Consider the following 26,439-nt stretch of genomic DNA (forward strand, 5'->3'; position numbering starts at 1 on the left):
GATGTGGTTGGCCCGGTCAGTGGGTAAGGGCGCGGCTCTGGACGCCGCGTGACCAGTCCAGCGATGCGGCCATTCCGGGCGACATCGAGGCGGCCAGCACGTTCTCGATGAACGCCGTCTTCTCGATGATCTGCAGCACCGCATTGACCTTGAGATGCGTGTTGGCCTGCCGGTCAGCGAGTGCCTGACGCACGACATTGACCTGATTCTGCCACATCGCGATCTTGGCTTCGTCGGCCCCGATGAAGCTCGACATCGAGCGGCCCGCCTCGCTCACGATCCGGTCGAGCACAGCAAACAGCAGGTCGACACTGGCGATCTCGGCCAGGGTCTCCCGGTCGTCGGTCGGCATGCCGCGGCCGTAGGCCGCCTGGACAGTCAGGATCTTGTAGAGCGGGATGGACGCGACTTGCAGCAGTTCCTTCTGCTCTTCGCTGATCGCGGTGTCGTCGCGGATGGCCTGAACCATGCCGCCGATGAGCGCAGCCACCCGCGGCCGCAGCGCTTTCGATGTCGGCAGGCTCAGCGACTTGAAGCCCGGGTTGAGGCACTTCTCCGGCTCGTCGCAGTCAAAGATGAGGACGTTGCCATTCGTCGTGCCATCCAGCAGCGAAGTCACGAGGGTGGACGATGCCTCACCGACGATCGGCACGAACTTGCCCGGCTCGTCGTCTTTGGGGGGCACGTAGATGATCGTGCCCAGCAGCGTCATCGCATATTCGGCGAGCTCCTCGTCGAAGCGGCCGCCAGGCGAGAAGAACGCCGACTTCTTGAGGATCGTCCAGGTGTAGTTTCGCGGCACACCGGGATTGACGTCGTCATACTTGCCCGAGCCTTGCGCGGTCGTGCTCGAGCGCTGCCCCCTGGTGCCGCACCCATGCTTGGCCGCGGCATAGTCGGTGAAGATCCCTTCGGAGTTGCCGATCGCTTCGCAGATCGCCTTGTCGGCAAGGTCGCCCTTCGGCCAGATCCCGCCCACCAGACCCTGCGCCATCTCGCAGGAGTTGATGTTGAGGTTGTTCATGAGTTGAGCCTTCTGGCTGAACTCCTGCATGATCTTCGAGCATTCCGGGCAGACCGTGTCGATCGCCAGGCTGAAGGCGAAGCCGACTGCATTGTTCGCGACTGCCTTCAGCATCGCAACGATCTCGCTCGCGTTGATGAAGCTGAACGACCCCGCAAAGATGTCGATGCCGCCGCAACCGGCGCGCGCGCGCGGCAACTGCAGATTGGCGATGTTGGTCGTCTTCTGCGGGAACCGCGTCCAGACATTGCCGAGGCTGTAATAGCCGGCAGACTGCCCCTGGAACGCGGTTGGTCCGTTGACGTTGGCAGCGCCGCCGACGTCGTTCAGGAACGAGTCCATCGAACTGCCAACATCAGCCGATGCGCCCGACAGCGGGAGGGTGAGGGGGAGGGCGGCTGCAAGGAGCGCAGCGACGGCTCTTTTCATCCTAGTAGTCACGTCCAGCTTCCTTCGATGTTAGGAGGTAAATCCGGTCCTGAAGCTCGTCGGCGCTCATGACGCCGTAGCCGATCGGGATGGGGCGGCCGGTCTGCGCGTCCCAGAGCACGACCGCTGGCGTGATCTTGGGCTCGAGCCCCATGCGGCTGCGCTGGTTGGTCTCGACCGTGTAGTTCGGGAAATGCCGCGACGGGCCGCCGTCGGTCGAAATCGCGCGCACAGCGATATGCCAGGTCGAGGCAACGCTCTGCACGATCGGCGACATGACTTCGCAGGCGCCGCAGCTCTGGGCGAAGAAGTAGAACAGCCCATAGCGCTCGGAAAGCTGGGCCATCGCAGCGTTCCGTTCCGCGCTTCGCGAATCCTGCCACTGGCGTTTTCCAAGCGTCGAGACCGGGCGCTGCAGCGTGTAGTCGAGCTCGGGATCCTGCCAGATCGCCCGCTGCCAGACGTCGCTGAAGAGCGATGCCCGGTCGAGCTGGGCGCGCTGGAACCGAATATAGGCCGTCACATTTGCTGGCGTCGGCTCGAGGATCGCCTTGGCCTTCAGTTCGCGCAACGTCGCCGTGATCGCGTCAAGTTGGCTGGTCGCGCTGGACGTAGGTGCTGGCGAGGGCGAATTCTGGTCCGGCGTCTTGGGCCGCTCGCAGTAAAACCAGTATCCGAGCCGCCGTTCCTCGCAATAGAAGCTGTCCTGGCGCCCGGCCGACTGCGCGTGGGGCGGCGCATCGGTCCGGGTTGCGGCGGACTGGGCGGTCGCCGGAGACAACTGGCAAACGGAATTGGCAATCGCGCAGGCGGCAAGCAGCCACCACGCGGCCTTACTGGCGGGCGCGGGCATAGTAGTCCTCGATCTTCTGTTGGATGTCCTGGGTGGCATGCAGCTCGTCAGGCAGGCGAGCAGCGTCGGTGAACTCGGCGTAGACCTCGCTGAAGTCCATTTTCGAGAGGTCGAGCCGGGCAAACTCGTCGATGGTGAAGCCCTGGCATTGCTCGGTCTTCGGCTTGCCCCAGGGCTTGTTCAGCTGCTGGCGGCCCTGCTCCTGAAGGATCCGCGAAAGCTTGGATTCAAAGCAGCAGTAGACCTTGCGCTTGGTCAGGCACACGCCAAGGAACGAGGACGAGCAATAGGTGCCGACGTAGGCGCACAGACCCTGCGCATCCTTCTGATGCAGCAGCATCTCCTCGCGGCTGCAGCCCAACGCCACGAGTAGCTGGATGCCCGGGATAAGCGGGAAGCCCTTGCCCTTGCAGCAGTTGAGTACGCCGAAGACCTTGGACGAGCAGCTTTCTCGGGTCCCCTTGAACAGGGTGAGATTGTCCGGATCGAATTCGCGGCGCGCCTGGTTCATCGCATTCAAGGCGACGGCCGCGTCCTTGAACTCGTCGTTGGCCTCGCGCTGGATGGTCTCGCATGAGCCATCGATGCAGTAGACATCGCCGTCGCAGATGAACTGGCCGGTGTTCGCAGGCTGGTCTGGAACCGGGCAATCATAGACCCGCTCCCAGGTGCGGCAGGGCTCCCCCGCGAGGCAGTCTTCGCGCACCAGCTTGCAGCCCGGAGTGGCTTCAAGTGTCTGGCAGTCCTGTGCCTCTGTGAACTGCGCACAGCTGTAACTGCGGCTCCACGCCCAGCACGGCTGCGTCACGGCGATGCCATCGACGATGCGGGTCACCGGATCGCTGTCCGTGCACGTCTCGGTGTCCTGCTGGCACGAGGTATCAGCCGCAAGACGAGCACACTGGCTTTCATCGCGCGCCGTTGTGACGACGTTCTCGCCTGTCACCGTGTAGGGCGTGGCGCCATCGACCGGCGCCGTGCAACTGACGAGATCGACCCTCAGATCGCCCGAGTTACAGCTCCAGTAGATCCCGAAATAGGGATCGCACAGGTTGATCGGATAGGACTGCGTGACCGTGCATTGCGGAGCGGGGTAGTGGTTGCAATTGTAGGCCGAAGCCGGATCGACCCCGCTGCCGCCTACGCAATAGTAGCCGTAGACCTGCCGCTGCTCGACACGCGCGGTTAATGTCACGGGGCAGGTCCGCGTTTCCTGTGTCGCCGTATAACCGACGTTGCAGGTCGCCATGTAGCGCGCCGCGGTTCCGCTGGCCGGCGGCAAGGGCACGCAGCGCCCCTGTGAGCCGCCAATGGCCATTCCGCTCGTATAGGCGAGCGGGTCGCCGCTGATCACATTGCTGCGCGCGATCGTTGCGTCGAGATCCTGTGGCGCAAACCGGGCGCGCCGGTCCATCGAATCCCGCATGGCCTTGTAGCCTGTGTTGGTCGTCGCCTGGCTCGCCGCTTCGCGGCTCATCCGGTCAGGATCGTCGAAGTAACCCGACTGGCTCGGCGTGCCGCCGAAATTGGGAATGCGGCTTGCATCCGGGTTCGTCGTTGCCGCGCTTTGCGCCGAGGCTGCCTTGTCCCGCCCGAAAGCCTTGCCGTCGGCCTTGGCAGCATCGGTTGTGGTCTGGGCGTTGAGCGGGCCGACGAGGGCGAGAAGAAGCGCGCCCACGCCAGCGAGAGAGAGGACTGGTCGTTTCATGGAACCTGCCTTTCAAGACGGGCGAGGTGCTGGGCGGCGAGCAAAGCGCCGGGGCCGCCGCCGCGCGCGAAAGTCTCGAGCGCGTAAGCTGCGCTGACATTGCCGCTCATCCGGTCGTGCGGCGGAACTTGCGTCCGGCAGTCGAACCCGTCGCACAGATCGAAGTCGCTGCTGGAAACGACGTATGTGGGCACCGCCTCGACCCCGAAGGCCCGGAACAGCCGCGGGTCGATGCCGACGCCGTCCAGCTGCTCGCCGGGCTTGGCAACTTTGGCCAATGCCGCCGTGAGAGCCTTGGCGCTGTTGCCAGGCAGACCGCGCAAGGCGACGATACCGCCAGCTTTGGTCACGTCATCGATCATCACCCGCAGCGCTGCCGGCGGCATCGAAAGCGAAGCAAAGGCGATGAACTTCGGCGCCTCGCCCATGCCTTCGCTGGTCATGGCGCCGGCGTCGGCCACCATTCGGTCAAAATCGAATGTGCTGGCCTCACCAGGCTTCGTGTTTGCGGCGGCCTCACGCGTGTAGCGGCGAGCGTGCGCATCGGCCTCGTCGGAGCTGGTCCTCGCCTCCCGCGCCAGGGCTTCGGCTCTGGCGCGGGCATTGGCAGACAGCGCGTCGGCATCGGGGGCACCAGCACTGGCCCGCGCCCGGATAGCGGCCAGATCGAGGTCCGGTTCGGCCGTCTGCGCCGAGGCGCCAGCCAAAGCAGCAAGGCTGGAAAGCGATGCGACGACAAGAAGATGAGGAAGTTTGTTCATAGAGCACAGCAATTCCGCTTGCGCCAGACCAGGTAGCCCATGTCCTCGCCTATGGCGGGATAGACTTGGGTCCCCGACATGAAGGTGGTAGAGGCGCCAATGGGCGCGCAGGCGTAGCGGCCCTTGGTCTGCGGATTGGGATTGGTGGCCTGGAAGCGGTATTGCTGCTTGCGCATCACCGGCATCAGGTACTTGCCGCAAAGCCCTTTGCTGCCCATCGTCCCCCAGGCGACGAGCTCGCGGTGGAGCTTGTAGGAGAAGCGGGCGAGCGCGAGCCGCGATGCCTGCACATGGCCGATCGTTGCCGAGACATTGCCGTTGAGCGGATACATCGTGCCCTGGCAGCCCGCGCACCAGAACAGCTCATCGGTCGGCAGCTTGGCCGTTGCCGCCACGCAGTCCGCTGCACAGGCGGCAAGCGCCAAAGGATTGGCGAAGAGGACAGCCTCGGGATTGATGATCGCGGTGAGCTCGCTGTCCTGCCAGAGCGGATCGATCTCGGTGATGTAGAGGATGTCGATCGAGCCGGACTCGAGGCACAGGAAATCGGCGACGATCTCCATCCAGTAGATCAGCGGATAGGCATACCAGTGGACATGCCACTGCGAGTTGTACTGCGTGGCGCCGCCGATCGCCGATGGCCCCGCCATCGACTTGAAGCCGATGTCGAACCCAGGATCGAGCTTCATCCCGCCGAGATTGACGAAGCACCATGGCTTCATGCTGACGTCGGCAAGCCGGACCGGCTCCCAGAACCCCATGGCGATGCCGGGCCGCAAACCGCAGAGGCAAACGGGGAGAGCCGGGTTGCTCGTATCGGGACGGCTCGACGGCCAGATCTTCAGGCCACCGATCGAGATCGGAAACAGGCACGACCAGCAGATGTCCGTGATCGGATTGACGAACTTGCCAGTGCAGCGCCCGGGGCCGGCCGCAGCCTCGGCAGGAGCACTGGACACGACGCTCAGGCTCGTGAGCAGAAGTGCCCCGCAAAGCCATGACAGAAGGCGTTTTTTCTTGCTCATGACGGCGCACGCTCCTTGAGAGGCACGGGCTGTTCGGTGATGATGAGCGCGCGGCCCTGCTGCTCGACGGTTGCGGGCACCGCGCGAATGCCGAAGTGTTTCACCAGCGTGCCGCCCTGATCGAAGTAGAAGCGCCGCTGACGGGCTTTCATGAGTTCGAGCGGCGCACCCCTCACGAGGATGAGCTTCGCCTTGGTGCTGGCAAAGCGGCGGGTGGCCCAGGCGAGCTGCGCCGGGTCGTCCCCGTCGAGAAAGACGAGGGGTGCGCGCAGCGGCACGGTATCCAGAGGATTGACCCGCGTGCCTGCGGCAATGATGAGCCGGCCCTTGTCGTCGGCAACATCGCGCGGGACGGTGATCGTCGGATCGAAGCGCCAGCTGCGCAGCGCAGAGGCGAGGGTGACGCCAGCGACAGGCTCTGGCCGGTTGACCCGGGCGATTGTCCGCCGCTTCAGCTCTTCGTTGAGACGGGCCGTTTCGCCGGTCTTCTCAAGCTGGGTGAGCCTGGCATGGATCTGCTGAAGCAGGTCCGGTTCGATGACCGGCCATACCGCGCCGTGCTGGCCGTAATCGCGAGCCATTGCCTGTGGTGCGATGGCCAGCGCCAGCGCAGTGGTGCAAACCCGCAGAGTGAGGAGCCTCACAGGATTGGCCTCCCGACCCCGAGTATGCGCGGTCCACAGATCCAACCGATCGCGGCATAGCGACTGTCGAAGCCATCCTTGTGTTCGCTGGTGACGAAGTAGCAGCCTTTCGGCACGCGCCCCGTAGGTCCAAGCGCCAGCGGTTCGCCGAGGCGGCTCTCAAGCTTGGCCTTGGCCACGGCGTCACCGTTGACGAAGTAGATGCGGTTTTGCTCGGTGATGATGTCGCCCGGAACACCGCTCACCCACTTGCCGAACGGCTTGGGCTTCGCCCCGAAATGCTTGACCAACAAAGGCGAGGTGGGTGGGTCGAACAGGATGATGTCCCCGCGATGCACGGGTGCCCCCCGCGTGACCCAGATGGCCCAGTAGGGCAGGCTGGGGCTCACATTGATCATAAGCGCATGGCCCTGCGCGAATGCGGCAAGCGAGGAGAGCGCCAGTGCCCCGGCGCCGAGCCCGCCCCAAAGCACGAGGCGTTGTACGAAATTGGGCGCCGACGCTGAGCGGATTAAGAGATCAGCGGGCTGCATCGGGAAGGGCTCCCATCCGGCGCACAACATCGGCGCGCACAGATTGCGTCAGGTCCGGCGTGCTCCCGGCGACCACTGCTTCGGCAACCAGAACTGTCCGGCCTTCGCGTCCGAGCTTCTGTACCGAGGCTTCCACGGCCTTGAGGTAGGCCTGGACGCGCAGTCTGGTTTCTTCAGGCGGCCGACCGGCACGTGCTTCGGCTTCGATGAAGTCGCCCATGATCCGGCTCAGCTGGACCGTGACGACCTCGCGTTTTTCCAGGGTGAGCAGCTTGTCCGTCGCCCAGACACCCCACAGCACCTGACCGACCATGCCAGCGCCGACCACGACAGCGGTGAGATTGATCGCTGAAAGCCGCCCCCGCAGGCTCGATGTTGCCAGAATGTTCTTCACCGCTTTTCTCCCGAAAGTTCGCGGTCGAGATCGCGGATGAAGCGCGGCATGCGCCACACGACGACGAGCGTCGCGAGACCGATCAAAACGAACTTGCACTGGCCGAGGAATGTCACGCGCCGTGCGAGGTCGGCCGCCAGGAAGCGGTCACCGAGATTGGCGACATGGGCGAAGAAGGCATCGGGACTGCCGCCTGACAACAGCAGGAAGAACAGCAGCGGCAGGCCCAGCGCCATCAGGTAGGATGAGCCGAGAAACAGGCAGCCGCGAAGCAGGATGTAGCAGCCATCGGCCATGCGCGAGCGCAAGGTCTGCACCTGCGGGCTGACGGGCTGTTCGTCTTCGGACGGGTCGGTCCGGTCGAACGGGGTGACGAGGTGGAGAGGCATGGAGATAGGGATCCTTTGGTGATGGGGTGTCAGCGGTTGGGATGAGCGATGCGCTCGATGGCATCGGCGAGCTGGTGCCCGCGCGCGATCTCGGCATCGATGGCGGCGAAGGTTTGGGGCGAACTCGAGAAGAGCGTTGCCGAATAGTCATCTAGCACGAGCCGCCCGATCGCCTCGGTCTCCGGCCCCTTGATGAACACCTCGGAATAGTCGCTCCCGGAGCGCTTGAGACTGCGGATCAGCGTCTCGGTGCGATCGTCCATATCGAGGCGCTTGCTCGCCTTGAAATCGGCGATCGTCTCCGGCTTCTGCTGGAGGATCAGCATCCAGTCGCTGTTCTCGAGCGCCGCCGTTGCCCCGTCGGACTTGTAGTAGTCGTTGAGCGACTGGGTAGCGGTCGCCAGCGCGCCGCCATACTTGCGGCAGGTGCGGGCGTAGGTTTCGACGAATTCACCCATCGAGCCGCCCTTGAGCATCGACCAGGCTTCATCGATCAGCAGGAGCTTGCGCAGCGACCTCGGGCTTCGCGTCATCGCCTGGCTGGTCATGAACATGATGGCTGAGAGGACGACGCTGCGCAGATCCTCCCGGCTCGCAAGGTCGGACATCTCGAAGACCGTGAAGTCCGCATCGAGGTCGAGGCTTGCCTGGCCTTCGAAGAAGGCGCCGTAAGTTCCGCCCGCCATGTAGGGGGCAAGCGCGGTTGCGATATCAGCGGCAGTGTCATGGCCGAGACTGGCCAGCATCTCGCCGACGGTCGTAACTGTGGCAGCCGCGCCGTGCTGCGCCCAGACGAGGTTGACCGCCCGGTCGATCAATCCGCGCTCAGTATCCGTCAGCTTCGCGCTGTGGCGAGCCATTTGCCCGACGATGGCCTTGATCATCCCGAAGCAGTCGAGACGGTAGTCCTCGTCTTCGGCGGCGCGGGTCGCATCGATCATCGAGAACGGGTTGAGACAGAAGCCCGCTGCAATTGTGAACTCGACAAAGCGGCCGCCCTGCAGCTTGACCGAGTGCTCGAAGCTGCGGCCATCGTCGATCACGACCACCTGGGCGCCGGCGCCGCGCAGCGCGGCGCACATCTCCTGGAGCAGCACCGACTTGCCCGATCCCGACTTGCCGCAGATCGCAACATTGTGGTTGCCGGCCTCGTTCTCGAACGGCGACCAGAAAAAGGGCTGGCCGCGCCGCCCGACGAACAGCAGGTGGGGGTGGGCGCTGCCGAGATACTCGCCCTGCATGGGCGCGATATTGGCGGCGGTGGTCGACAACACAGTCTTGAACCGCTTCAGCCGCTCCATGTCGGTGCCGAGCCCGTCAGCCAGGGTGAGCGGCATCGCGGCGAGCAATCCCTGGATCTGGAGATAGCGCTCGTCGGTAAGGTCCCAGCCCGCCGCCTTGTAGATCGATTTGATCGCGCGTTCGTGGCGATCTCCCTGGCCCAGCGGTGAATAGGTCGTGACACCGTAGAAAACCCGCACGAGACGGCGGCCTTCCTGGAGCTCGGCCTGAACATGCTGCCACTCGGCGGCCTGTTCGCCGATCCGAGGCAGGAACCGCGCGCTGCGGGTTCCGGCGAGGCTGGTCGTCCGCATGAACTTGAATCCGGCCTTCGCCGATGCAGCCTCCTGATCCGGATAAACGAGACACAGCATGGTGGCGGCGGGGCAGGGGAAGCGCAGCTTGTCGGTGAACAGGTCGCCGATCAGCCGCGCGCATTCCCACGGGGCCCAGCGCGATGGCATGTTGCGTACGGCAAAATGCCGGACATCGAAGGCATCGGGATAGACGGTCCCGATCTCGGGCACGCCGTCATTGACCTTGCCAGTGGGACGGAAACGCTCGGTCACGAGCCGCATGCGATCTTCAGCCACCACCAGTTCGATGTCGTGGCGGATCGCCTGGGCGGCGATTGGATCATTCGGGTTGTAGGGCACCGCATCGTCCTGCGGGGCGGTGGTGGGCGAAGTCAGATCATCGATGACAGCGATGAGCGCTTCCGGCCCGACTTCGACCACGCCGAGATTGAGCGACTTGAGCATCGCCACCAGCCCATCGCGGGTCTGCTTGAGATCCTCGTTGCTGACCGACTTGGAGGTCGGCACCCCGACCGAGACGATGACCTGGTGGTGACGGGCGTGGAACGGCGCGTCCGGCGAGCCGGATTCCCAAACGAGCGAATAGAGCCGCCGGGCTCGGTGCCGGGCAATTGCCTCGTACACGCCGCCTTGCATGTACCGCGGCGCGAACCACGGGCCGACGATCCTGCTGATACGCGGACTGGCAAGGTGGAGAACCTGAAGGCAGGCGCCTGCTGGCAGGCCTTCCGAGAAGAACTGTCCCAGGATTTCCCCGGTGCGCTCGTCAGCACCGATCAGCGGCGTGACCGAGAGGACGAAGCCTTTCGAGCGCGCGTTGAAGTAGAGCCGGGTTGCCGGATCATAGACCCGGTAGGGGAGCCAGTCGGAGAGCATATCGACCATGAGCTGCGGACGGGCTTTGTCGGCGTGTTCGGCATCACCCAGCAATCCGCTGAGCAGCCGATCGACGACGGTCTTGAGTTGTTCGGCCATCACTTGGGTTCCTTGGGCTGCGAGGTGCTGACGATCGGCTGTTCGCCGGTTCTGACTGACGGGCGGATTGCGGCCTTTGCGGCTTCAATCGCCGCTGCGCTCGGGAACACCGGAGTGCTCTGCCCCGCCTCAGGCCGAGGGGCTCGATCACGCGGGGGAGGCGACGTGTCGAACCCCTCGACCGCCGGTGCCTTGGCACCGGCAACGGCCTCGCGCGCCGTGGAGGGGAGGGCCAGCGGCGAGGCATCTGAAGTTTCGTTGAAGGGACTGGGGGCATCGGCGCCCCAGATGCCGCCAGCCTGACCCGCGTCGTCGCGTGCAGACGAGAAGGGCGACGCCTCGTCAGCTACGTTCGGGTCTCCTTCCGCACCGTCCGGTGCTGGGGCTCTCTGAGCGGCTTTCAGCTGCCGACGGACCTGGCGCATCAGGGATCCGCCCTGGCCCTCGCCCGCCTTGCGGCGCAGCTCGGTGGCCCAGCGCGGATTTTCGACGACGGTCCAGGCGACCGCTTCGTCATGCAGCGTTCCAGCTTCATCGACATGAGCGGGGAAGACGACGCGCAAGGTGCGTTCCGCTGTGCGGCTGGTGTCGGCATCCACGACGCCTGACCTCTGCCGCGCGTCAGCATGGAGCAGCGCGCCGTTCGACAGATTGTCAGTCGCCTTGGCATCGATGATGTGAGCCGGTGCGCAGTCGCCCTTCGGCGCGCGGCAGGTGAAATCGCCCTCGACGTTGGTGCCGAACGTGGCGCAGCCACTGGCAAGACCGGCCAGACAGGCGCAGGCAAGGAGACGTGTCGGAAAAAGCATGGGTCTATCCTTTGGGAGCAGGGGTGGGCGCCAGGGATGGGCCAGCGCGCAGGAAGTCCCGGAGCACAGCGGCAGGCCGGAAGCCTTCGAGAACGGCGCCATCGGCGGGGCGCACGATCACAGGGGTGCCGCCAAAACCGTGGGCCCGCGCGAAGGCCTCGTTGGCATCGAGACCGCTTGTGTCGCAGGGTTTGGGATTGGCGAGCGCCAGACCCGAATAGGCCATATGTAGCGCCAGCTCAGGCTGCGGCGAGCACAGCACCCGTTCGGCATCGCGCCGGCTTTCCGCCCCGAAGATCGAGATTGGCCGCTCTTCAACCCGCGCCCCGATCGCCTTCAATTCGGCCTCGAGCTTCTTGCAATAGCCGCAGTGGAAGTCTGAAAAGACGACGACACGTGGACCATCGGCCGGTCCCCAGGTGATGGCGCCTTTGGCGGGAAGCTTGCCGAGCGGGACATGTCGCGGTGCCGCGTTTCGATCTGAAGCTGCGGCTGCGCTCGGGCCGCCTTCCGCTTGCGTCTCGGGATTGCTGCGCCGAGCTGCTCCCGATGCCAACAGGTCGGGATTGAGGGCAAGCAATCGGGCGGCCGTCAGATCCTGACGGGCTTCCATGTCGTAGACCCGGCCGATTACCAGATACTTTGCAGCCCGGTCGACGTAGAAGAGCGTCGATTTGGACGCGACCTCGCACAGGCCGCCAAGGCCCTTGCAGTTGATCGCGTCGATCGGCGTCTTGGGCAGGCGCAGCTTGAGCGCCTCTCGAACTTTCGCCGTGTCCGGAGCGGCAGCAGGGGCAGCGAGGCTTGCCACACCCCATCCCGTCGCGGCCGACACGGCGATGATCGCCGCCAGTCCGGCGCTGGTACGCAACCAGCGGCGCCGACGATTGTCCTGCTCGAGGAGAGTATTTTCGATCATTGGGAGTTCCTCACGTAGACGCCGTCGAGGAACACGATCTCGACATCGATGCCGGTCGGCATCTCGACGACGGGTTGGTACTGTTCGGCGCGCTCGATCAGGTATTTGCTGACCGTGTCGGCAGCGTCGGCGGCACCCTGGCCAAGCCCGCCACCGAGAATGTCGCCGGCCGAGAGCTTGGAGCGACTGCCGTCGGGGTTGGTCGTGACGCCGGAAAAGACGCTGTTGGCATTGGCCGAGAAGCCGCGCCCGAAGCCGCCGACGATCCCGGCCAGCAGGGCCTGGCTGACAAGGCTGCCTTCGCGGCTGACGACGCGGCCGCGGACCCCGGACTTGCCGGCGAAGCTGATGAAGCCTTTGACCTCGCTCACTGCGACCCTGCCGCCAGGCTGATCGCAGGTCATGCGGGCGAGCTTCACGTAGACCTTCTCACTGCTGAGATCCCCGCGTGCCGCGCCGTTGACAACGCAGCCCTGGATCCGGGTGGTCAGAACCTTTCCGTTCTGCATGACCGAACGAGCAGGGCCGGTGATCCGAAGCACCACAGGCAGCGGATCGGTCTGGCTTGCGACGCCTGCCGAGGCATCGACGCCGACGATTACGCGTGCCGGCGCGTAGGAGTTGGGCGGCAGGTAATCGGGCGAATCCTCGACGACGACCGGTGGCGCATCGGGCCGGCCCACACGGAGGCCATTGGTCGTTGCCTTGTCGGAGCTGAAGCTCATCAGCTTCACCTCGCCAGGCGACGAGATCATGCCGCCCTGGGGATCGCCTGCTGCGGCGCCGGTACTGGTCTGAGGTGACCGGGCCCTTGCGTCATAGGCGCCTGCCTGCGGCCCATAAGCCGGTGGCGGTACAGCCGGTGCCGGTGATGCAGGCTGCGCGGCAAGCCGGGTCTTGAGCTCGGCGTTCTCTGCCGAGATAGCATCGATCGCAGCTTGTCCATCGACACGCATGGCCTGGTTCTCGGCTTTGAGAGCTGCCAGCTGCGCCTCGATCTCCGTCCGCGGGACGCTCCCATCCTTCAGCGCCTTCTGCTCGCGGGTGACCGCATCGAGCCTGTTGCCGTAGGTCGCGACGAACTCGCGCTGGGACAGGTCGCGGTTGACCAGGCCTGCCGTGTCGATCGTCTGCGCCGCATTGGGATCGCCGGTCTTGGCCTTGTCGTCGCCGCCAAGGATGAACCAGCTTCCGCCGATGAGGGCGAGTGCTCCCAGCGACCCCAGCAGCAGCTTCTGACGGCGCGCGGTGCGGGCGTTGAGCCCGGAAAGTTCGGACGATGCCGCGCTCTCGGCCTGCAAAGGGGCAGTGCTTGGCGTATGGGGTGCATCAGTCATTGCCGGTCTCCCCGCTTGCGCCGACAACAAAGGCGGTTGTGCTGGCCCCGGGCTCAAGCTTCGGATCGGCGATCGAGACGGCGAGCGTGTCGCGCGGTGCGAGATCGCGTTCGGCGAGCGTCACGGGTTTCGTTCCGCGATTGTGGATGCGGACGACCTTCCCAGTGAGGCTGGCGCCGCGATAATCAGCGATGAGCTGGACTTCGAGATCGCCGACCCGTGCGGGTATGGCAGTCGATTGGCGGACCTCGAAACCGTCGACCGTCCGGTCATTGGCCATCGCCTGGATGAGCCTGACGGCGCTGGTCTCGATCGGGGTCTGGCTTTCCCAATCCGCCGCCCGGTTCTTCGCGATGACGGGGTTGGTGATGAAGACCTGGGTCGCCGGAATTTGCTCAACCCGGCACGCCACCTTGTAGACGAAGCCCTTCTTGGTGGTGGTGAAGAAGCTGATCGACCGCGCCGCGTAAGTTTCCGGCACCGAGACATAGATGTCGCCGCGCACCGGCTCGCTGGTCACTGCAAAGTCGTTGTAGGGCGTGCCGGTCGAGATCTTGGAGACGCTGGCGAACTGGTCGTCGACCAATGCGAAGCGGGTCAGCTCGCGCGCTGAAACGCTGCACTCGATTCCGGCGCCGTCAGCCGTTTGCTTGAACTGGTCGGCGGCATGAGCGGGGGATGCTGCGGTGAGCAGAGCGGCCGCGCTCAGAAATAGACCCCGTGTATGGGTCCCTTTTCGGTAAGCCATCACTGGGCCTCCTTCGATTTGTCCTGCGGGGGGAGCTGGGCAAACCCGGCGAGCGCCAGGCGCAGGCCGCGGTAAGTCCAGCTGAAGCGGAAACGGCGCTCGTCGCTGGCAATCACCTGCGCGCCGACGAAGGTCTTGAGCGTGCCGGTCACATCCGATGTCAGACCCTTGGGATCGACCGTCATCGACCGGATAACGAATGCCTGGGTGACATCCGAGCCCCGCTGCTCTTCGACGATCCGGACGAGCTCGGCCTTGAGGCGGCCATAGCTTGCGGGATCTGCCAGCTTCAGGATTTCGTTCATCCAGTAATCGAGGCCTTCCGGACTGCGATTGAGAAGAACAAGGGCCGCATCGCGGGTGACGAGCTCGAGATAATCGGCCTCGACCCCGGCACTGCTCACGGTGAGCGCTTTGGGAACAGTCGGAACCAGCACCACTTCGCGGTCGCGGGTGGCGGCAAGGCTCCCTGCGATGACCAGTGCAAGGCCAAGGCCGGCGCTGGTGAGCGCAAAGAGGTTCCGCTGGCGCAGCAGCGATTGCTGCCGTTCGTGGGATATGTCGGAATACATGGAAGTGCCCCTCAACCGGCGAGTAGTCGGCAGTGGGAAGGCGGCGTTGCCTTGAGGCCCAGAAATCCTGCAGGCAGATACCAGTATGCGGCGTGGGCTACCCAGGAGCTGGCGCGTCCTGCTTTTGCCTTTCGCAATGCGAACCAGGCGCCGAAGGCGACTATGATGCCGATAAAGATATGCTGGGTGAGGATCCCCCAGGTGAAGGGGGCCAGCATTCCCGCGAACTCGTCGATGGTCCAGAAGCCGATAAGCTCCGGGTCATCGAGCCGTCGAGGAATGATGTATGGGTCTGCCATGGCGACGCCGCCTTCCCTTGCCGCGCTCAGATGACCGCGGTCACAACCGAGGTGACGATCGGAACACCCGTGCCGACACCGATGCCGACACCCACCGGAACGGCGACCTGGCCGAGCGAAAAACGCCCGGATGCCAGACCGATCAGGCCGCCAGCGAGGCTGAGAACCGTGATGATCTTGCCGCCCGAGCCTTCCAGAAAGTCCGTGAACTTCGTGAGGGCTGGGGTGAAGGTCGTGTCAGCGCCGGCATAGGCGGCGCTCGCCGCAAGCGCCGCGATTGCGACCGGGATGGCAATGTTGAGGGTCTTGCCGAGACCCTTGACGCTGGCGCGCCGGGGGAGGGTGAGAGACTGCATGTGAAGCTCCGCTTGGAGGGGTGGTCACAGCGTTCTTGCGTTCGCTGTGTGTTCCACATGCATCTAGGAAATGTTCGTAGGAAAGTGTTCAGCGGCAATACCGTCTGGAGGTGGAAGGATGTGGACGCATCTTTTCCAGCTCAACGCATAAAATCGACGATAGAGACGTAAAACCAGTCTTTTTGTGTCGGTGAACGCCGTCACGGCAGCCGGGATTTGGCGACGACTCGGATAGAGGAGCTGACTCGCCTGTAAACGAGATGTTCCATGTATGTTCTTTTCATTTTCCTACATGGGATGCTTCGCGATATGCCTGCGAATCGCATCAGTGCAGATGCAAGGAGACAGCCATGCACCATCCAACCACCGTTGCCAGACCGGCTAATCAAAGTCTGGCTCGCGTGCTCGCCCATGCGATCGATGCCGGCGGCAAACCCCGCCACAGGATTGCCAGTGAATGCGGGATGCACCGGGAGACCCTGCTTCGCGTAGCGCGTGGCGAGCGGCCTATCGGGCTCGACGAAGCAGCTCGTGTGCTTGCCGCCTGCGGAGCTCCCCCTCGCGCCACAATGATTCTCGCGCTCGCCGGGCAGGAAGATCTCGCTTGCGAGTGGATGCATGGCGAGATGGGCGAATTTCTCGAAGAGTTCTTCACCAGCCTGCCCGTCCATCTGCAGCGGACCCTGGGACGACGGATTGAAGATCTGCGGCCTCGGTGGGCCAATGGCACCTCGCAGCTTGTGGCGCGAATGCTTGCCAAACACATCGATGATTTCGCCAATCGCGACATCGCCATGTCGCTGTCACGGTAAGCCTGGGAGTTCGGAGGGGACCGAACTTTAGGATTGAGATGAGCAATGTCGCATTCCGCACAAGATGAAACGCCCTACCTGCCGCCGGCGGAAACTGTGTCGCCGGCCCGACTTCTTCGACTGCCTGAAGTGATGGCCCGCGTCGGGCTGCGCCGTTCAGCCATCTATCAGCGGATGAGCGAAGGGCGTTTCCCAAGGTCACGATCACTCGGCCCCAAATGCGCCGTCTGGGTCGAGGTGGAAATCAACGCTTGGATAGCCCAAGTGGCCGCCAATGGCAAAGGTTGACCCGGTACGCCATCGAACCATTTCTCTGGCGTCGCGCGGTTGCAGGGCTGGACCAATGTACTTAATCTGCCGGGCTCCGATCCTGAAGGAATCCCATGACGTCCGAATCAGAAATTCAGTTCTCTGCGATGCCCTACGGCGAATTCTTGGAGTATGTGGAGGTTATCGCTGCCGGGGTCCACAAAGACGGTTGGCTTCCGGACTATATCGTAGGAATAGGCAGGGGAGGGCTGGTTCCTGCAACTTATTTATCACATAAATTGAATATTCCACTTCTTTCGATCGATCATAGCTCTAAAGTAAATGTCTTTTCGGATGATCTCTTGGTCTATCTGGCAGGCTGTTGCGCCGCTGGCGAGAGATACCTTTTCGTCGACGATATAAACGACAGCGGAAAGACGATCGCCCGGTTTCGTAAAATCTTGATAGATAATGGCGCGGTTCGCGAGAATTTTCGTTTCGCGGTGCTAATAGGAAATGTCTCATCCCGGGAGGTTACGGAATATGTGGCGATGTCTCTCGATCGAAGGCTCGACAAACGATGGTTCATCTTTCCATGGGGTGCAGTTGCTAGCAGAGAGGCTCAAGAACGCGATGCTCGTGAGGATCCAGATCGTCTTGGTCTAGCGAGCGCGCCGGGCGATTCCGTCCCTTTCCCTATGTAGTGTGACTTGAAAGAAGAGGCTCTGTTGTCCCGTTACGCTGCACTGCGAACAGATCCACCAACGCGTGCACGCCGACCGGGGCGCTCTTCGCAGTGCGGACGTAAAACCCCAAATCCGTGGTGATTGGCTTTGGTCGGCGAATTGGAATGTGGATCAGGTCCCCTGCAATGATCTCGCGTTCGATCCCAACTCTTGTCTGAAACGACAGCCCAAAGCCTCGAAGGGTCAACTGTTTGGCAAGTTCAACGGAGTTGGTCTGCACGATGCCTTGGGGCATGTTGCCCACCAGTCCATTTAGAATGCGGAAAATGGAGAGATCTGATTTCGGCAGGATAAGCGGAAAAGCGAGGCATGCGGACAACGACAACTCCGCTTGTTGCGCGAGGGGGTGGTCCGGACGCATGACGACCCCTAGTGCGAACGTTGCCACGCCGAGCTGTTGAAGTTCAGTAGAGCGGTCGAGTCCGAAAGCTATCCCAAGGTCTACCTCTCCCCCGGTCAGCGCCCCAGGTATGGCTGAAGAACCCATCACATTGACCCCAACGGTAATGCGTGGGTAGTGCAAGCGGAACTCGGCGAGCAAGTCCGGTAAGAGTTCCGACACCAGTGCCTCAACCGCCCCGATTTCTATGTGACCGGTGCGAAGGCCCTGTAGCGCTTCGAGTTCAGAGCGAACGCGCTCGGCGTCCTGAAGCACCTCTAAGGCATGGCGTGCGAATGCCGCGCCGGCGTGCGTTAGTTTCAGTCCTGCGGGAAGGCGTTCGAACAGAGGTGTTCCCAGTTCGGCTTCAAGCTTCAACAATTGTCGGTTCACGGCCGAGGATGCTACGTTCAGGCGCCGCGCGGCTTCCCTGACAGAACCAGCCCGGCGGATCGCGTCGAAGTAAACGATCATCGGCGCATGAAGGCGATGGGCCCGGGCTGTCATATCGTCGGCACACCCTCAAGTTCCATGGTCTGGGCTAAGTGTTGTATCAGTAGCGAGGCTGGAACCGACAGGTTGCGGCCCGATGCGCTGACGATAGACAACGTTGAAAGGTCAATTTTGCCGCCCGTTACAGGAATGAAGACAAGCTGTCCTTTCGCAATCTCGCTTAATGCGTCGAAGGCAGTTGTGAAGCCAACTCCAGCACCGTGGATAACCAAAGATTTTATCAAGCCGATGCTGTTGACCTCGAGTGCCGGGTGAATGGGACCGCCTGCGTTTTTAGACCATGCGTTATCAAGGACGCGGCGCAATGACAGTGTCTCACTTGGAATCACCAGGTCAAATTCGGAGCATTCGCCTAGCGAAATCTCGTTTCGGGACGCAAGAATATGGTCGGTTGGAACTATGATCCCCAAACGATAGATCATCGTTCTGTCGAGACGGATGGTAGGATTGTCGGGCGGGTTGAAAGTCAATCCGACGTCAATTTCTCCGGCCAGCACCTGATCGACCACGCCTTGAGCTCCATAAACGTGCATTTTGAACTGGATGGCCGGGTAACGCTGCTTGAACGATACCGCAGCTGCTGCGACGAACTCGGTAGCGCCCTCGACCAGGCCAATCGACACGCTCCCCCGGCGCAGCCCGACAAGATTGTCTATCTCGGAGCGGACCCGTTGCAGGTCCCGACGCCATCGCCGAACGCAATCAACAAGCAATTCGCCGGCGGCGGTCATTCTCATCCCGGATGGAGTTCGCTCGAACAGCTGGGTTCCTAGTTCCTCCTCTAACTGGATGATCTGTCGGTCTACGGCCGATGGAGCGATATGCAAAACATCGGCAGCCCTGCGCAGCGCGCCACGCCGCGCAACTTCATCAAAATAAATCGCAGCACGACCGAGCAACATAGCGTCCTCCAAAGCGTCCTGTTTTTGCGAACGGAGACCGCGGTATTATGCTATGGATAAGGTTGCGCTGCAATGGCACATAGCTGCCAACGATCAAAAACATGAGAGGAGGGCAACAATCTGGTGCGAGCCCACTCGTGCCAAATCGGGGATGAAACATGCGTAATGGACAGGTTAAAGCCAAGCTTTTGAGCGGCATCGCCGCCTCGATGATTCTTTGCATATCAGTCAGCGCCCGCGCGGAAGACGGCACCGCTGCAGATAATGAAAGCGAGTCATCGACGGATATTGTTGTTACTGGCGAGAAGCAGCAAACGACCCTCCAAAAAGCTCCGCTGGCTTTGACTGCCATCACGGCTGATGCTCTGAAGCAATCGAACATCAACCAGTTGATCGATTTGAACGGTTTTGTCCCGGGGCTGACTGTCGCCAATAGTGGCAGCTTTGTCCGGGTCGTCTCGATCCGCGGCGTGGGTTACGAAGCTACTGACAATCTGAGCGCCCAACCCGGTACGGCTTTCCATATCGACGGGGTCTACGTTGCCAGCCCTTATGCTCTCCAGCAGGATTTTCTCGACCTTCAGCGCGTAGAGGTGTTGCGTGGTCCGCAAGGCACCGTGTTCGGCCAGAATGCGACTGGTGGCATCATAAATGCGATCACGGCCAAGCCCAAACTTGGACGGCTTGAAGGTTATGGGCAGGTTGAACTCGGCAATTACAATCTTGTGCGCGCCACCGGTACGGTCAATCTGCCGGTTTCGGACACCCTTGCTGTTCGCGCGACCTTCCAGCGTTACAAGCACGATGGTTTTGCAAAGCAGATCGGGCTGGGGGTGCCAACCGGTCTCGATGACGCGGATCGGTACTCGGCAAAGGTGGCGGTTCTCTGGCAGCCAACCGATCGTTTCTCAGCAACCCTGTCAGCACAATATTTTAATGCAGATGAGAACGGCGCTGCTCAGAAAAATGTCTTTGATCTTAGTCCTGACCCGCGGATCCTGAATCAGGATTATCCTAACAAATATAAGATGGAATACTTTCTGGCATACGCTGATTTGTCGTATGACTTCGGTCCGGTGACTCTCAAATCTTTGACTTCATATCAGAGCACGCGCAACCACAACCAGATCGATGTCGATCGGTCCAACTTGGCGACCATCGGTCTATACGACGTACAGCCCTACTGGGACAACTCCGTTGATGCGTTCAGTCAGGAGCTAAATCTTACCTCAAACGGGAACGGTCCCATCAGCTTCATCGCAGGTGCCTACTTCCTTTATCAGAAGCTGGGGCAAGACATCCTGGAGTTCAAAGGCACTGACGCGAACCCCACCTACAATCTTACGCTGCCTCTGACCTTTGCGAATTATCCTTACAACCTGGATTATGCGCTCAACTCGCGTCAGAAGCGCTACAGCTACGCTGGTTTCGCGCAAGCTAAGTACACGATTACCGACTCTGTCAGCGCGACTCTGGGGCTGAGGTACAACCATGATTTGTTCAAGAGCAGTAACTCGACGCTCTTCAACATCTTTGGGCCGACTGTCGTCGCGCGAACTTCAGAAAACGCGCTGACCGGGAAGGGCGAAATCGATTACCAGGTGGCGCCGGATAACCTTCTCTACGTGAGTATCTCGCGTGGATACAAGCCGGGGGGAGTCAGCAACAATAGTACGCCGCTGCTTGTGCCACTGACCTATAAGCCCGAGCATGTCTGGGCATACGAATTGGGGTCCAAGAACCGCTTTGTGAATGGCCGGGTGACGTTGAACGCAGCAGGCTTCATCTACGACTACAGCAATCTGCAATACCAGCAGGAAGATCCCATTCCCTTCCAGGGCGGGGTTTCCAACGTGCCCAAGGCGCGCATCTGGGGTGCCGAGGTCGAAGGCGCAGTCGAAATTACCCCATCATTGAAGCTCGATGGCAATGTGACCTATCTTAACGGCGAGCTTGTCGGCGACTATATTGCCCTCGATCCGTCACGTGCACATCAGGCGACGCTCAGTGCAGCCGCATTGGGATACGGTCCGTTCGACGCTTACACGATCAACCTGCGCGCTCAGCAGGTCCGCAACACCAACGGGAATAAGCCCCCGAAGATTCCGTCGTGGCAAGGCGGCATAGGGTTGACCCACACGCTCGAGCTTGGGGGCGCGAGCACCCTAAAGTCGCACGTCGAACTTCTCTACCGTGGGAAGTTTCAGTATCGCATATTCAACGACGGCGCTCGTGACGTAGTTCCAGCTTACACACTCGTGAACGCCAACTTCACGTATCAACCTTCCGATACGCGCTGGACGCTCGGCCTTACCGTCACGAACTTGTTTGACAAAGCCGCCATCGCGTCGCGGTACTCAAACCCCTTCGGGAGCTTTACAACCAGTGACATGTACGTGCCGCCGCGTCAGGTCATCGGATCGGTGAAGTATGCATTCTGAGGTCTGCCAACTGGACCCGGTCGACGTCATTCCGGCGCCCGGCCAGTTGGCGGCCCTATCTATGCAGCATGTGCTGACCATGTATGCCGGAGCCGTCACCGTTCCCCTGCTGATTGCGTCTGCTTTGCGGCTCAGTCAGCAGGACGCGGCCTACCTCGTGAGCGCAGATTTGTTCGCATGTGGTATCGTCACGCTCATCCAGAGCCTCGGGATAGGGTCCTTCGGCGCAAGGGTTCCCGTCGTCATGGGAGTGACGTTCGTCGGTGTCATGCCGGCCATTGCAATTGCACAACAACCCGGCCTCGGCTTGCCGGGAGTTTTTGGCGCTTCGATTATGGCTGGTCTGCTGGTCATGCCGCTTGCCGGCATGGTTGGCAGGTTTCGCAACTTGTTCACGCCTGCCGTCACCGGCACAGCCATGCTGCTTATTGGCCTATCTTTGATGAGTGTCGCGGTGGACTGGGCTGCCGGGGGTGCGGAAGCGTCTGATTATGGCGCTCCGCGTAACCTGGCGATTGCGGCGTTGACCGTTGTCACCATTCTGGTCTGCTCGCGCCTTCTGCGAGGTTTTGGCGCTAACTGTGCCATTCTGATTGGGATGTCCGCAGGGTACCTGGTGGGGTGGCTGGCTGGCATGGTCAATCTTGAAAACATCGCCAGCGAGCCAGTCGTCCGCCTTGTCACTCCTTTTCACTTTGGTGTGCCCGTGTTCGACCCTGTCGCGGTGATTTCGATGATCATCGTGCTGATGGTTACGATGGTGGAATCGAGCGGTATGCTGACCATGCTCGGCGAGATTGTCGACCGGCCAATGAACGATAAACGTCTTGCATCCGGGCTGCGCGCGGATTGCATCGGTGCGGTTGTCGGCGGCCTATTCAACAGCTTTCCTTACACTTCATACGCACAGAACATAGCTCTGGTCAGCCTCACTGGCGTCCGCAGCCGATTTGTATGCGTCGGTGCGGCCGTCATCATGATGGCGCTGGCGCTTCTGCCGAAGCTCTCGACCTTGGTCGCGGCCATCCCGCCCAGTGTCTTGGGAGGAGCGGCGCTTATTCTCTTTGGCATGGTTGCGGTCTCCGGCATCCGATCGTTGGCCGCCGCTGGTCTCGACAAATCGCGCGATCAGATGTTGATTGTCGCAACCAGTCTCGCCATCGGCCTCATACCGAGCATGTCGCAACGTTTTTTCGCGCATGTTCCAGACGCTCTGGCTCCATTCACACACAGTGGCGTGCTGCTGGGTATCCTCACTGCGGTCGCCCTCAGTTTTTTCCTTAGACGCCAGGAAATTCCAGGTGCTGCAGCTGTGGCACCGCCAGCAACCCCTGAAACCATTCTGGCATGATTGATCGGCCAGTCCACGGAGAGTTGAAATGAAGTTTGATGGTAATCCCGTCCCGGTGATCGACATCTCTGCTGCGGTGAGCGGCTCAGAATCGGGAAAGCAGGCAGTTGCCGACAAGGTTGGCGCCGCCGCTCGCAGCATCGGGTTCCTGGTCATCTCAGGTCATGGCGTTTCCGAGGCGGTCATCGAGGCGGCTTCTGCTGCGTCGCGCCGGTTTTTTGATCTGCCACCAGAGCGCAAAGCTGCTTATCGGTCCGGTGATCCCGAGATCTATCGGGGCTACTTTGGCATGGAAACGGGAAATCTCGCAGCCACCATCGGCGACAAACAGGCCAAGCCGGATCACCGAGAGTACTTCAACTTCGGCCGCTTCGAAATAAATTCCGGCGATCCGTACTATCAGACGGAAACAGCGCATCGGATATTCAAAGAAAATATCTGGCCTGAGGCGGATGTTCCTGAGTTTAAGCCGGCTTTGATGGCCTATTACAAGGAAATGGAGCGCCTTGGGAACCTCCTCATGGAGCTTTGCGCACGCGCCCTTGAACTCTCGCCGGATTGGTTTGTCGACAAGTACGACAAGCACATAACCAACATGGTTGTAACCAATTATCCCGATCAACCCGAAGAACTCGAGCTGGGCCAGCTCCGGGCAGGTGCGCATACTGATTACGGAGGCCTGACGCTCCTGAAGACTGAGGACAAGCCCGGTGGCCTTGAGGTGCAAACCAAGGACGGTCGATGGGTGCCGGTGCCAATCGTCCCCGGAGCGTACATCGTCAATCTCGGCGACCTCATGGCGCAGTGGACCAATGACGAGTGGGTCTCGACCATGCACCGCGTTGTAAATCCTTCCCGCGAGCTGGGAGTAGGCAGTCGGCGTCAAAGCTTGGTCTTTTTCCACCAGCCGAATTATGACGCGCCCATCGAATGTATTCCGACCTGCGCAACTCGCAGTGCGCCTAAATATGCTCCGACAACTTCGATTGATCACCTGGACATGAAGATGAACCAGATGAACGATACGCCAAAGTTCACCCAAATCGAGGCAGCCTGAAATCGGGAGAAGGCATGATGATTATTTATACTCCTCCGAAAGCGGCCGAATCCATCCCGTTGATTGATCTAGGGCCGAGCTTTTCCGGCGACCTGCAGGCTCGCAAGGGCGTAGCCTGGGAATTGCACAAGGCGGCCGTGGACACAGGTTTTTTCTACATCGAAAACCATGGCGTGCCGCAGGAGATGCTGGACGGCCAGCTGGCTCTTGCAAAAGCCTTTTTCGATCTTCCGCTCGCCGAGAAGCACAAAGTCGACGTCGCAAAATCCAACTGCACTCGTGGGTACGAAGCCCCGGGATTGCAAACACTTGATGATGGCTCTCCGCCCGATCTCAAGGAAGGGTTTCTGATCGGAAACGACCTGGCGTCAGACCACCCCTATGTTGTCGCTGGGGTACCAAATTGTGGTTCCAATCAGTGGCCGGACAAGCCGGAGGGTTTCCGTGCAACATATGAAGCATACATCGAAGAGATGTTCCGCGTAGGTCGCCACATACACCGCCTGCTCGCTCTTTCTCTCGACATGCCGGAAGATTACTTCGACGAAGGCCTCGTGGAGCCGCTGTTCAACGGACGGCTGCTGAAATATGCGCCTCAACCCGAAAACGCCGCCTTCAACCAGATAGGGGCGGGTGCCCACACCGACTGGGGTATGATCACCATTCTCCTCCAGGATAGTGTAGGAGGCCTCGAGGTTGAAAATGCGGACGGCGATTGGATTGCTGCTCCGCCTATTCCCGGAACATTCGTCGTCAATCTAGGCGAAATGGTTCGAGTGCTGACCAATGGATTGTACCGTTCCAATATGCACCGCGTTCTGAATAATCATAGCGGCGTTGATCGGTATTCGGTCCCTACCTTCTTCGATCCCAATTACTTTTACGAAGTCAAGTGCGTGCCTAGCCTGATGCCTGAGAACGGCAAACCTGATTTTCCGCCGACAACCGTCGGCGGTCACATCGCCGACATGTATCGTAAAACTTATGGCCTGGCCGCCTGACGGAGCTCGCATATGGCAACCCTTAGCTACACCAACATTTTTACCGATGACATCGATCGGCTGGCGGACTTCTACAGTCATCTGTTCAGCCTAGACGAGATCGAGGAAAGCCGCTCGCCCATCTTTCGCGGTTTTGTCGCGGGTGGAACGTCATTGGGGTTCAGCGGTCCCGGCGCATACCCTCTGCTGGGCCTGAACGCTCAGACGGTGCCGGGCGATCGCGTGCTGCAAACCTTCGACGTCGAGAGCCAGGACGAGGTTCGTGCGTTGACCGAAAAAGCACTCGAACTCGGGGCCACCTCCATAAAGGAGCCGTTTGCGACCTACTATGGTTGGTTCCAGTCCGTGCTTCGCGACCCTGATGGCAATGCTTTCCGCATCAACTTTCGCGGAGAATGACGATGGGACAGGTTACCGCTTTGGCGCCTCGCGCAAGCAGCGACACGCCCTATTGGGCTCGGCTCTCGCGACCGAGGGAATGTAGTTATCCCGAGGGCGACTGGGAAATTCTTGCGGCTCACTGGTTCCCGGTCGCGAGATCGGAAGACTTGGGTGAGCAACCGGTCCAGACGAAGCTGCTGGACGTTAAACTGGTTGTCTACCGCACGAGTGACCGGATCGTTGTAGCGCGTGACCTGTGCCCTCATCGCGGGGTTCCACTGAGCATGGGCTGGGTAGAGCACGATGAAATCGTCTGTCCCTATCACGGGTTGAGATTTGCATCGGATGGCAAGTGCACTCGGATCCCAGCACAACCCAGTGTGGTGCCCTCGGATCGGTTTCGTGCGTCGGTCCTTCCTTCCGTAGAGCGATACGGCCTTGTCTGGACTTGCTTGGACTCGGTCGATGGCTTGCCGAAGATTACGGCATTCCCCGAGTGGGACGACGCAGGTTTTCAGCAGATAACCTGCCCTCCGGTTCCGATGCAAGCTGCGCCAGGAAGACAGATAGAAGGTTTCATCGATGTCGCCCACTTTGCATGGGTGCACGACAAAGCTTTCGCTGATCGCGACAACAGCGTTGTTCCTCTCTACAGCACGCGTACCACGGAGTACGGTTTCCAAAGTGAGTACATAAGCAACGTCAGCAATTTGCCCAAGGCACTTCGTCACCGAGAGCCTGAAGGATTCACATGGCGACGCGTGTTCGACGTATACCCGCCTTTCATGGCCATTCTCACGGTCCATTTTCCAGAAGATGGCAAGTTGCGGATCATGAATGTTGCGAGCCCCGCTTCAGCACGCGAAACTGTCCTGTATGTGCCGCTCGTACGGAATTTCGACACGACGGGGTCCCTGGAGGATGTTTACGCCTTCAACGCGCAGATCTTCGCGGAGGACCAGGCAATAGTTGAGGCTCAATGTCCAGAGGACCTTCCTCTCGACACCGAGCAGGAGGCGCATTTTGCGGCGGATCGGTCGTCTGTTGCATACCGTAGAGCGCTTCGAGAACTTGGTCTTACAGGCTGAGAGCAACGCACAAGATCGAAATTCCACCCTTTGGCGGCACCAGATCGGTGCCGCCTCCTTTTTGCCTAGGGTCTGCTGTCCTCAAATTGGCATCAGGGTGTCCGTCAATCGGTTCTTTTTGCGCTCGCTACTGTGCGGCAAATTAA

General features: G+C 61.2%; 28 protein-coding genes and 1 pseudogene. 10 read left to right on the forward strand and 19 right to left on the reverse strand.

What is annotated here, in order from left to right; translation table 11 throughout:
• Nucleotides 1-16: 16 nt before the first annotated feature.
• From NJ75_RS19505 to NJ75_RS19585, 17 genes are read right to left on the reverse strand one after another with little or no spacing between them, the layout of a single operon-like run.
• On the reverse strand, nucleotides 17-1,453 hold the full coding sequence (locus NJ75_RS19505) for a conjugal transfer protein TraH (RefSeq protein ID WP_039337558.1): 1,437 nt from the start codon (nucleotides 1,451-1,453) through the stop codon (nucleotides 17-19).
• Nucleotide 1,454: 1 nt separating this feature from the next.
• Nucleotides 1,455-2,306: a conjugal transfer protein TraF gene (locus NJ75_RS19510; protein WP_039337559.1), complete on the reverse strand. Its 852-nt coding sequence runs from the start codon at nucleotides 2,304-2,306 to the stop codon at nucleotides 1,455-1,457.
• Nucleotides 2,287-4,014, reverse strand: a complete 1,728-nt coding sequence (locus NJ75_RS19515) for a conjugal transfer protein TraN (protein WP_039337560.1) — start codon at nucleotides 4,012-4,014, stop codon at nucleotides 2,287-2,289. Before NJ75_RS19515 ends, NJ75_RS19510 begins: the two co-directional genes overlap by 20 nt.
• Nucleotides 4,011-4,775 carry a type-F conjugative transfer system pilin assembly protein TrbC gene (trbC, locus tag NJ75_RS19520; protein WP_039337561.1) on the reverse strand — a complete coding sequence of 255 codons (765 nt, stop codon included), beginning with the start codon at nucleotides 4,773-4,775 and terminating at the stop codon, nucleotides 4,011-4,013. Before trbC ends, NJ75_RS19515 begins: the two co-directional genes overlap by 4 nt.
• On the reverse strand, nucleotides 4,772-5,800 hold the full coding sequence (traU, locus tag NJ75_RS19525) for a conjugal transfer pilus assembly protein TraU (RefSeq protein ID WP_052242666.1): 1,029 nt from the start codon (nucleotides 5,798-5,800) through the stop codon (nucleotides 4,772-4,774). The genes trbC and traU overlap by 4 nt, the downstream gene beginning before the upstream one ends.
• The gene (gene traW / locus NJ75_RS19530; RefSeq protein ID WP_082013482.1) at nucleotides 5,797-6,444 is read right to left on the reverse strand and encodes a type-F conjugative transfer system protein TraW; all 648 of its coding nucleotides are present in this window, start codon (nucleotides 6,442-6,444) and stop codon (nucleotides 5,797-5,799) included. Before traW ends, traU begins: the two co-directional genes overlap by 4 nt.
• A complete protein-coding gene (locus NJ75_RS19535; protein WP_039337562.1) occupies nucleotides 6,441-6,977 on the reverse strand; it encodes a S26 family signal peptidase in 537 nt (178 codons plus the stop codon). Before NJ75_RS19535 ends, traW begins: the two co-directional genes overlap by 4 nt.
• Nucleotides 6,964-7,371: a type-F conjugative transfer system protein TrbI gene (locus NJ75_RS19540; protein ID WP_039337564.1), complete on the reverse strand. Its 408-nt coding sequence runs from the start codon at nucleotides 7,369-7,371 to the stop codon at nucleotides 6,964-6,966. The genes NJ75_RS19535 and NJ75_RS19540 overlap by 14 nt, the downstream gene beginning before the upstream one ends.
• On the reverse strand, nucleotides 7,368-7,760 hold the full coding sequence (locus NJ75_RS19545) for a hypothetical protein (protein WP_039337565.1): 393 nt from the start codon (nucleotides 7,758-7,760) through the stop codon (nucleotides 7,368-7,370). The genes NJ75_RS19540 and NJ75_RS19545 overlap by 4 nt, the downstream gene beginning before the upstream one ends.
• 29 nt (nucleotides 7,761-7,789) lie before the next feature.
• Entirely contained in the window at nucleotides 7,790-10,333 is a 2,544-nt protein-coding gene (gene traC / locus NJ75_RS19550) for a type IV secretion system protein TraC (protein WP_039337567.1), read from the reverse strand.
• Nucleotides 10,333-11,142 (reverse strand): conjugal transfer protein TraV, encoded by an 810-nt coding sequence (locus tag NJ75_RS19555; RefSeq protein WP_039337568.1) that lies wholly within the window; start codon nucleotides 11,140-11,142, stop codon nucleotides 10,333-10,335. The genes traC and NJ75_RS19555 overlap by 1 nt, the downstream gene beginning before the upstream one ends.
• A gap of 4 nt (nucleotides 11,143-11,146) precedes the next feature.
• Nucleotides 11,147-12,061 carry a DsbC family protein gene (locus NJ75_RS19560; protein ID WP_039337569.1) on the reverse strand — a complete coding sequence of 305 codons (915 nt, stop codon included), beginning with the start codon at nucleotides 12,059-12,061 and terminating at the stop codon, nucleotides 11,147-11,149.
• A complete protein-coding gene (locus tag NJ75_RS19565) occupies nucleotides 12,058-13,398 on the reverse strand; it encodes a TraB/TrbI/VirB10 family type IV secretion system protein (RefSeq protein WP_039337571.1) in 1,341 nt (446 codons plus the stop codon). The genes NJ75_RS19560 and NJ75_RS19565 overlap by 4 nt, the downstream gene beginning before the upstream one ends.
• Entirely contained in the window at nucleotides 13,391-14,146 is a 756-nt protein-coding gene (locus NJ75_RS19570; RefSeq protein ID WP_039337573.1) for a type-F conjugative transfer system secretin TraK, read from the reverse strand. Before NJ75_RS19570 ends, NJ75_RS19565 begins: the two co-directional genes overlap by 8 nt.
• Entirely contained in the window at nucleotides 14,146-14,718 is a 573-nt protein-coding gene (locus NJ75_RS19575) for a type IV conjugative transfer system protein TraE (RefSeq protein ID WP_039337575.1), read from the reverse strand. Before NJ75_RS19575 ends, NJ75_RS19570 begins: the two co-directional genes overlap by 1 nt.
• A gap of 11 nt (nucleotides 14,719-14,729) precedes the next feature.
• Nucleotides 14,730-15,017 (reverse strand): type IV conjugative transfer system protein TraL, encoded by a 288-nt coding sequence (gene traL / locus NJ75_RS19580; RefSeq protein ID WP_020819170.1) that lies wholly within the window; start codon nucleotides 15,015-15,017, stop codon nucleotides 14,730-14,732.
• 26 nt (nucleotides 15,018-15,043) lie between these two features.
• Nucleotides 15,044-15,373, reverse strand: coding sequence for a hypothetical protein (locus tag NJ75_RS19585; RefSeq protein ID WP_011445803.1), 330 nt, complete (start codon nucleotides 15,371-15,373; stop codon nucleotides 15,044-15,046).
• Between the two features lie 350 nt (nucleotides 15,374-15,723).
• Here NJ75_RS19585 and NJ75_RS19590 point away from each other — a divergent pair, with 350 nt between their 5' ends.
• From NJ75_RS19590 to NJ75_RS19600, 3 genes are all read left to right on the forward strand, one after another.
• Nucleotides 15,724-16,185 carry a hypothetical protein gene (locus NJ75_RS19590; RefSeq protein WP_039337579.1) on the forward strand — a complete coding sequence of 154 codons (462 nt, stop codon included), beginning with the start codon at nucleotides 15,724-15,726 and terminating at the stop codon, nucleotides 16,183-16,185.
• A gap of 45 nt (nucleotides 16,186-16,230) precedes the next feature.
• The gene (locus tag NJ75_RS19595; protein ID WP_039337581.1) at nucleotides 16,231-16,473 is read left to right on the forward strand and encodes an AlpA family transcriptional regulator; all 243 of its coding nucleotides are present in this window, start codon (nucleotides 16,231-16,233) and stop codon (nucleotides 16,471-16,473) included.
• Between the two features lie 95 nt (nucleotides 16,474-16,568).
• The gene (locus NJ75_RS19600; protein ID WP_052242667.1) at nucleotides 16,569-17,138 is read left to right on the forward strand and encodes a phosphoribosyltransferase; all 570 of its coding nucleotides are present in this window, start codon (nucleotides 16,569-16,571) and stop codon (nucleotides 17,136-17,138) included.
• Here the strand turns inward: NJ75_RS19600 and NJ75_RS19605 are convergent.
• A complete protein-coding gene (locus NJ75_RS19605; RefSeq protein WP_052242668.1) occupies nucleotides 17,131-18,033 on the reverse strand; it encodes a LysR family transcriptional regulator in 903 nt (300 codons plus the stop codon). The two genes, NJ75_RS19600 and NJ75_RS19605, sit on opposite strands and share 8 nt — an antisense overlap.
• Before the next feature lie 29 nt (nucleotides 18,034-18,062).
• A complete protein-coding gene (locus tag NJ75_RS19610; protein ID WP_039337583.1) occupies nucleotides 18,063-18,974 on the reverse strand; it encodes a LysR family transcriptional regulator in 912 nt (303 codons plus the stop codon).
• A gap of 158 nt (nucleotides 18,975-19,132) precedes the next feature.
• Between NJ75_RS19610 and NJ75_RS19615 the strand changes: the two genes are divergently transcribed.
• The 7 genes and pseudogenes from NJ75_RS19615 to NJ75_RS25205 all read left to right on the forward strand — a co-directional run bounded on the left by NJ75_RS19615 (nucleotide 19,133) and on the right by NJ75_RS25205 (nucleotide 26,293).
• Nucleotides 19,133-21,415: a TonB-dependent receptor gene (locus NJ75_RS19615; protein ID WP_082013484.1), complete on the forward strand. Its 2,283-nt coding sequence runs from the start codon at nucleotides 19,133-19,135 to the stop codon at nucleotides 21,413-21,415.
• Nucleotides 21,405-22,766 carry a nucleobase:cation symporter-2 family protein gene (locus NJ75_RS19620; protein WP_052242670.1) on the forward strand — a complete coding sequence of 454 codons (1,362 nt, stop codon included), beginning with the start codon at nucleotides 21,405-21,407 and terminating at the stop codon, nucleotides 22,764-22,766. Before NJ75_RS19615 ends, NJ75_RS19620 begins: the two co-directional genes overlap by 11 nt.
• Before the next feature lie 28 nt (nucleotides 22,767-22,794).
• The gene (locus tag NJ75_RS19625) at nucleotides 22,795-23,823 is read left to right on the forward strand and encodes an isopenicillin N synthase family dioxygenase (protein WP_052242671.1); all 1,029 of its coding nucleotides are present in this window, start codon (nucleotides 22,795-22,797) and stop codon (nucleotides 23,821-23,823) included.
• Nucleotides 23,824-23,837: 14 nt separating this feature from the next.
• The gene (locus tag NJ75_RS19630) at nucleotides 23,838-24,824 is read left to right on the forward strand and encodes an isopenicillin N synthase family dioxygenase (protein ID WP_236727201.1); all 987 of its coding nucleotides are present in this window, start codon (nucleotides 23,838-23,840) and stop codon (nucleotides 24,822-24,824) included.
• Nucleotides 24,825-24,836: 12 nt separating this feature from the next.
• Nucleotides 24,837-25,223, forward strand: a complete 387-nt coding sequence (locus tag NJ75_RS19635; RefSeq protein ID WP_039337584.1) for a VOC family protein — start codon at nucleotides 24,837-24,839, stop codon at nucleotides 25,221-25,223.
• A 2-nt stretch (nucleotides 25,224-25,225) separates the two neighbouring features.
• A pseudogene (locus NJ75_RS25200) lies at nucleotides 25,226-25,573 on the forward strand (Rieske 2Fe-2S domain-containing protein); the annotation flags it as partial.
• Between the two features lie 84 nt (nucleotides 25,574-25,657).
• Nucleotides 25,658-26,293, forward strand: coding sequence for a hypothetical protein (locus NJ75_RS25205; protein WP_236727205.1), 636 nt, complete (start codon nucleotides 25,658-25,660; stop codon nucleotides 26,291-26,293).
• The last annotated feature ends 146 nt before the right edge of the window (nucleotides 26,294-26,439 follow it).

It is taken from the genome of Novosphingobium subterraneum, assembly GCF_000807925.1.
In the GTDB taxonomy this organism is placed as follows: Bacteria; Pseudomonadota; Alphaproteobacteria; order Sphingomonadales; family Sphingomonadaceae; genus Novosphingobium; species Novosphingobium subterraneum.

Excerpts from the sequence above, each read along its gene's own strand:
- NJ75_RS19605 (WP_052242668.1), bottom strand. The coding sequence starts at position 18,033 with ATGATCGTTTACTTCGACGCGATCCGCCGGGCTGGTTCTGTCAGGGAA.
- NJ75_RS19535 (WP_039337562.1), bottom strand. The coding sequence starts at position 6,977 with ATGCAGCCCGCTGATCTCTTAATCCGCTCAGCGTCGGCGCCCAATTTC.
- NJ75_RS19585 (WP_011445803.1), bottom strand. The coding sequence starts at position 15,373 with ATGCAGTCTCTCACCCTCCCCCGGCGCGCCAGCGTCAAGGGTCTCGGC.
- NJ75_RS19510 (WP_039337559.1), bottom strand. The coding sequence starts at position 2,306 with ATGCCCGCGCCCGCCAGTAAGGCCGCGTGGTGGCTGCTTGCCGCCTGC.
- trbC (WP_039337561.1), bottom strand. The coding sequence starts at position 4,775 with ATGAACAAACTTCCTCATCTTCTTGTCGTCGCATCGCTTTCCAGCCTT.
- NJ75_RS19590 (WP_039337579.1), top strand. The coding sequence starts at position 15,724 with ATGCACCATCCAACCACCGTTGCCAGACCGGCTAATCAAAGTCTGGCT.
- traU (WP_052242666.1), bottom strand. The coding sequence starts at position 5,800 with ATGAGCAAGAAAAAACGCCTTCTGTCATGGCTTTGCGGGGCACTTCTG.
- NJ75_RS19570 (WP_039337573.1), bottom strand. The coding sequence starts at position 14,146 with ATGGCTTACCGAAAAGGGACCCATACACGGGGTCTATTTCTGAGCGCG.
- NJ75_RS19630 (WP_236727201.1), top strand. The coding sequence starts at position 23,838 with ATGATGATTATTTATACTCCTCCGAAAGCGGCCGAATCCATCCCGTTG.
- NJ75_RS19515 (WP_039337560.1), bottom strand. The coding sequence starts at position 4,014 with ATGAAACGACCAGTCCTCTCTCTCGCTGGCGTGGGCGCGCTTCTTCTC.
- traC (WP_039337567.1), bottom strand. The coding sequence starts at position 10,333 with ATGGCCGAACAACTCAAGACCGTCGTCGATCGGCTGCTCAGCGGATTG.
- NJ75_RS19560 (WP_039337569.1), bottom strand. The coding sequence starts at position 12,061 with ATGATCGAAAATACTCTCCTCGAGCAGGACAATCGTCGGCGCCGCTGG.
- NJ75_RS19565 (WP_039337571.1), bottom strand. The coding sequence starts at position 13,398 with ATGACTGATGCACCCCATACGCCAAGCACTGCCCCTTTGCAGGCCGAG.
- NJ75_RS19625 (WP_052242671.1), top strand. The coding sequence starts at position 22,795 with ATGAAGTTTGATGGTAATCCCGTCCCGGTGATCGACATCTCTGCTGCG.
- traL (WP_020819170.1), bottom strand. The coding sequence starts at position 15,017 with ATGGCAGACCCATACATCATTCCTCGACGGCTCGATGACCCGGAGCTT.
- NJ75_RS19610 (WP_039337583.1), bottom strand. The coding sequence starts at position 18,974 with ATGTTGCTCGGTCGTGCTGCGATTTATTTTGATGAAGTTGCGCGGCGT.
- NJ75_RS19555 (WP_039337568.1), bottom strand. The coding sequence starts at position 11,142 with ATGCTTTTTCCGACACGTCTCCTTGCCTGCGCCTGTCTGGCCGGTCTT.
- NJ75_RS19635 (WP_039337584.1), top strand. The coding sequence starts at position 24,837 with ATGGCAACCCTTAGCTACACCAACATTTTTACCGATGACATCGATCGG.
- NJ75_RS19600 (WP_052242667.1), top strand. The coding sequence starts at position 16,569 with ATGACGTCCGAATCAGAAATTCAGTTCTCTGCGATGCCCTACGGCGAA.
- NJ75_RS19595 (WP_039337581.1), top strand. The coding sequence starts at position 16,231 with ATGTCGCATTCCGCACAAGATGAAACGCCCTACCTGCCGCCGGCGGAA.
- NJ75_RS19620 (WP_052242670.1), top strand. The coding sequence starts at position 21,405 with ATGCATTCTGAGGTCTGCCAACTGGACCCGGTCGACGTCATTCCGGCG.
- NJ75_RS19505 (WP_039337558.1), bottom strand. The coding sequence starts at position 1,453 with ATGAAAAGAGCCGTCGCTGCGCTCCTTGCAGCCGCCCTCCCCCTCACC.
- NJ75_RS19545 (WP_039337565.1), bottom strand. The coding sequence starts at position 7,760 with ATGCCTCTCCACCTCGTCACCCCGTTCGACCGGACCGACCCGTCCGAA.
- NJ75_RS19615 (WP_082013484.1), top strand. The coding sequence starts at position 19,133 with ATGCGTAATGGACAGGTTAAAGCCAAGCTTTTGAGCGGCATCGCCGCC.
- NJ75_RS19575 (WP_039337575.1), bottom strand. The coding sequence starts at position 14,718 with ATGTATTCCGACATATCCCACGAACGGCAGCAATCGCTGCTGCGCCAG.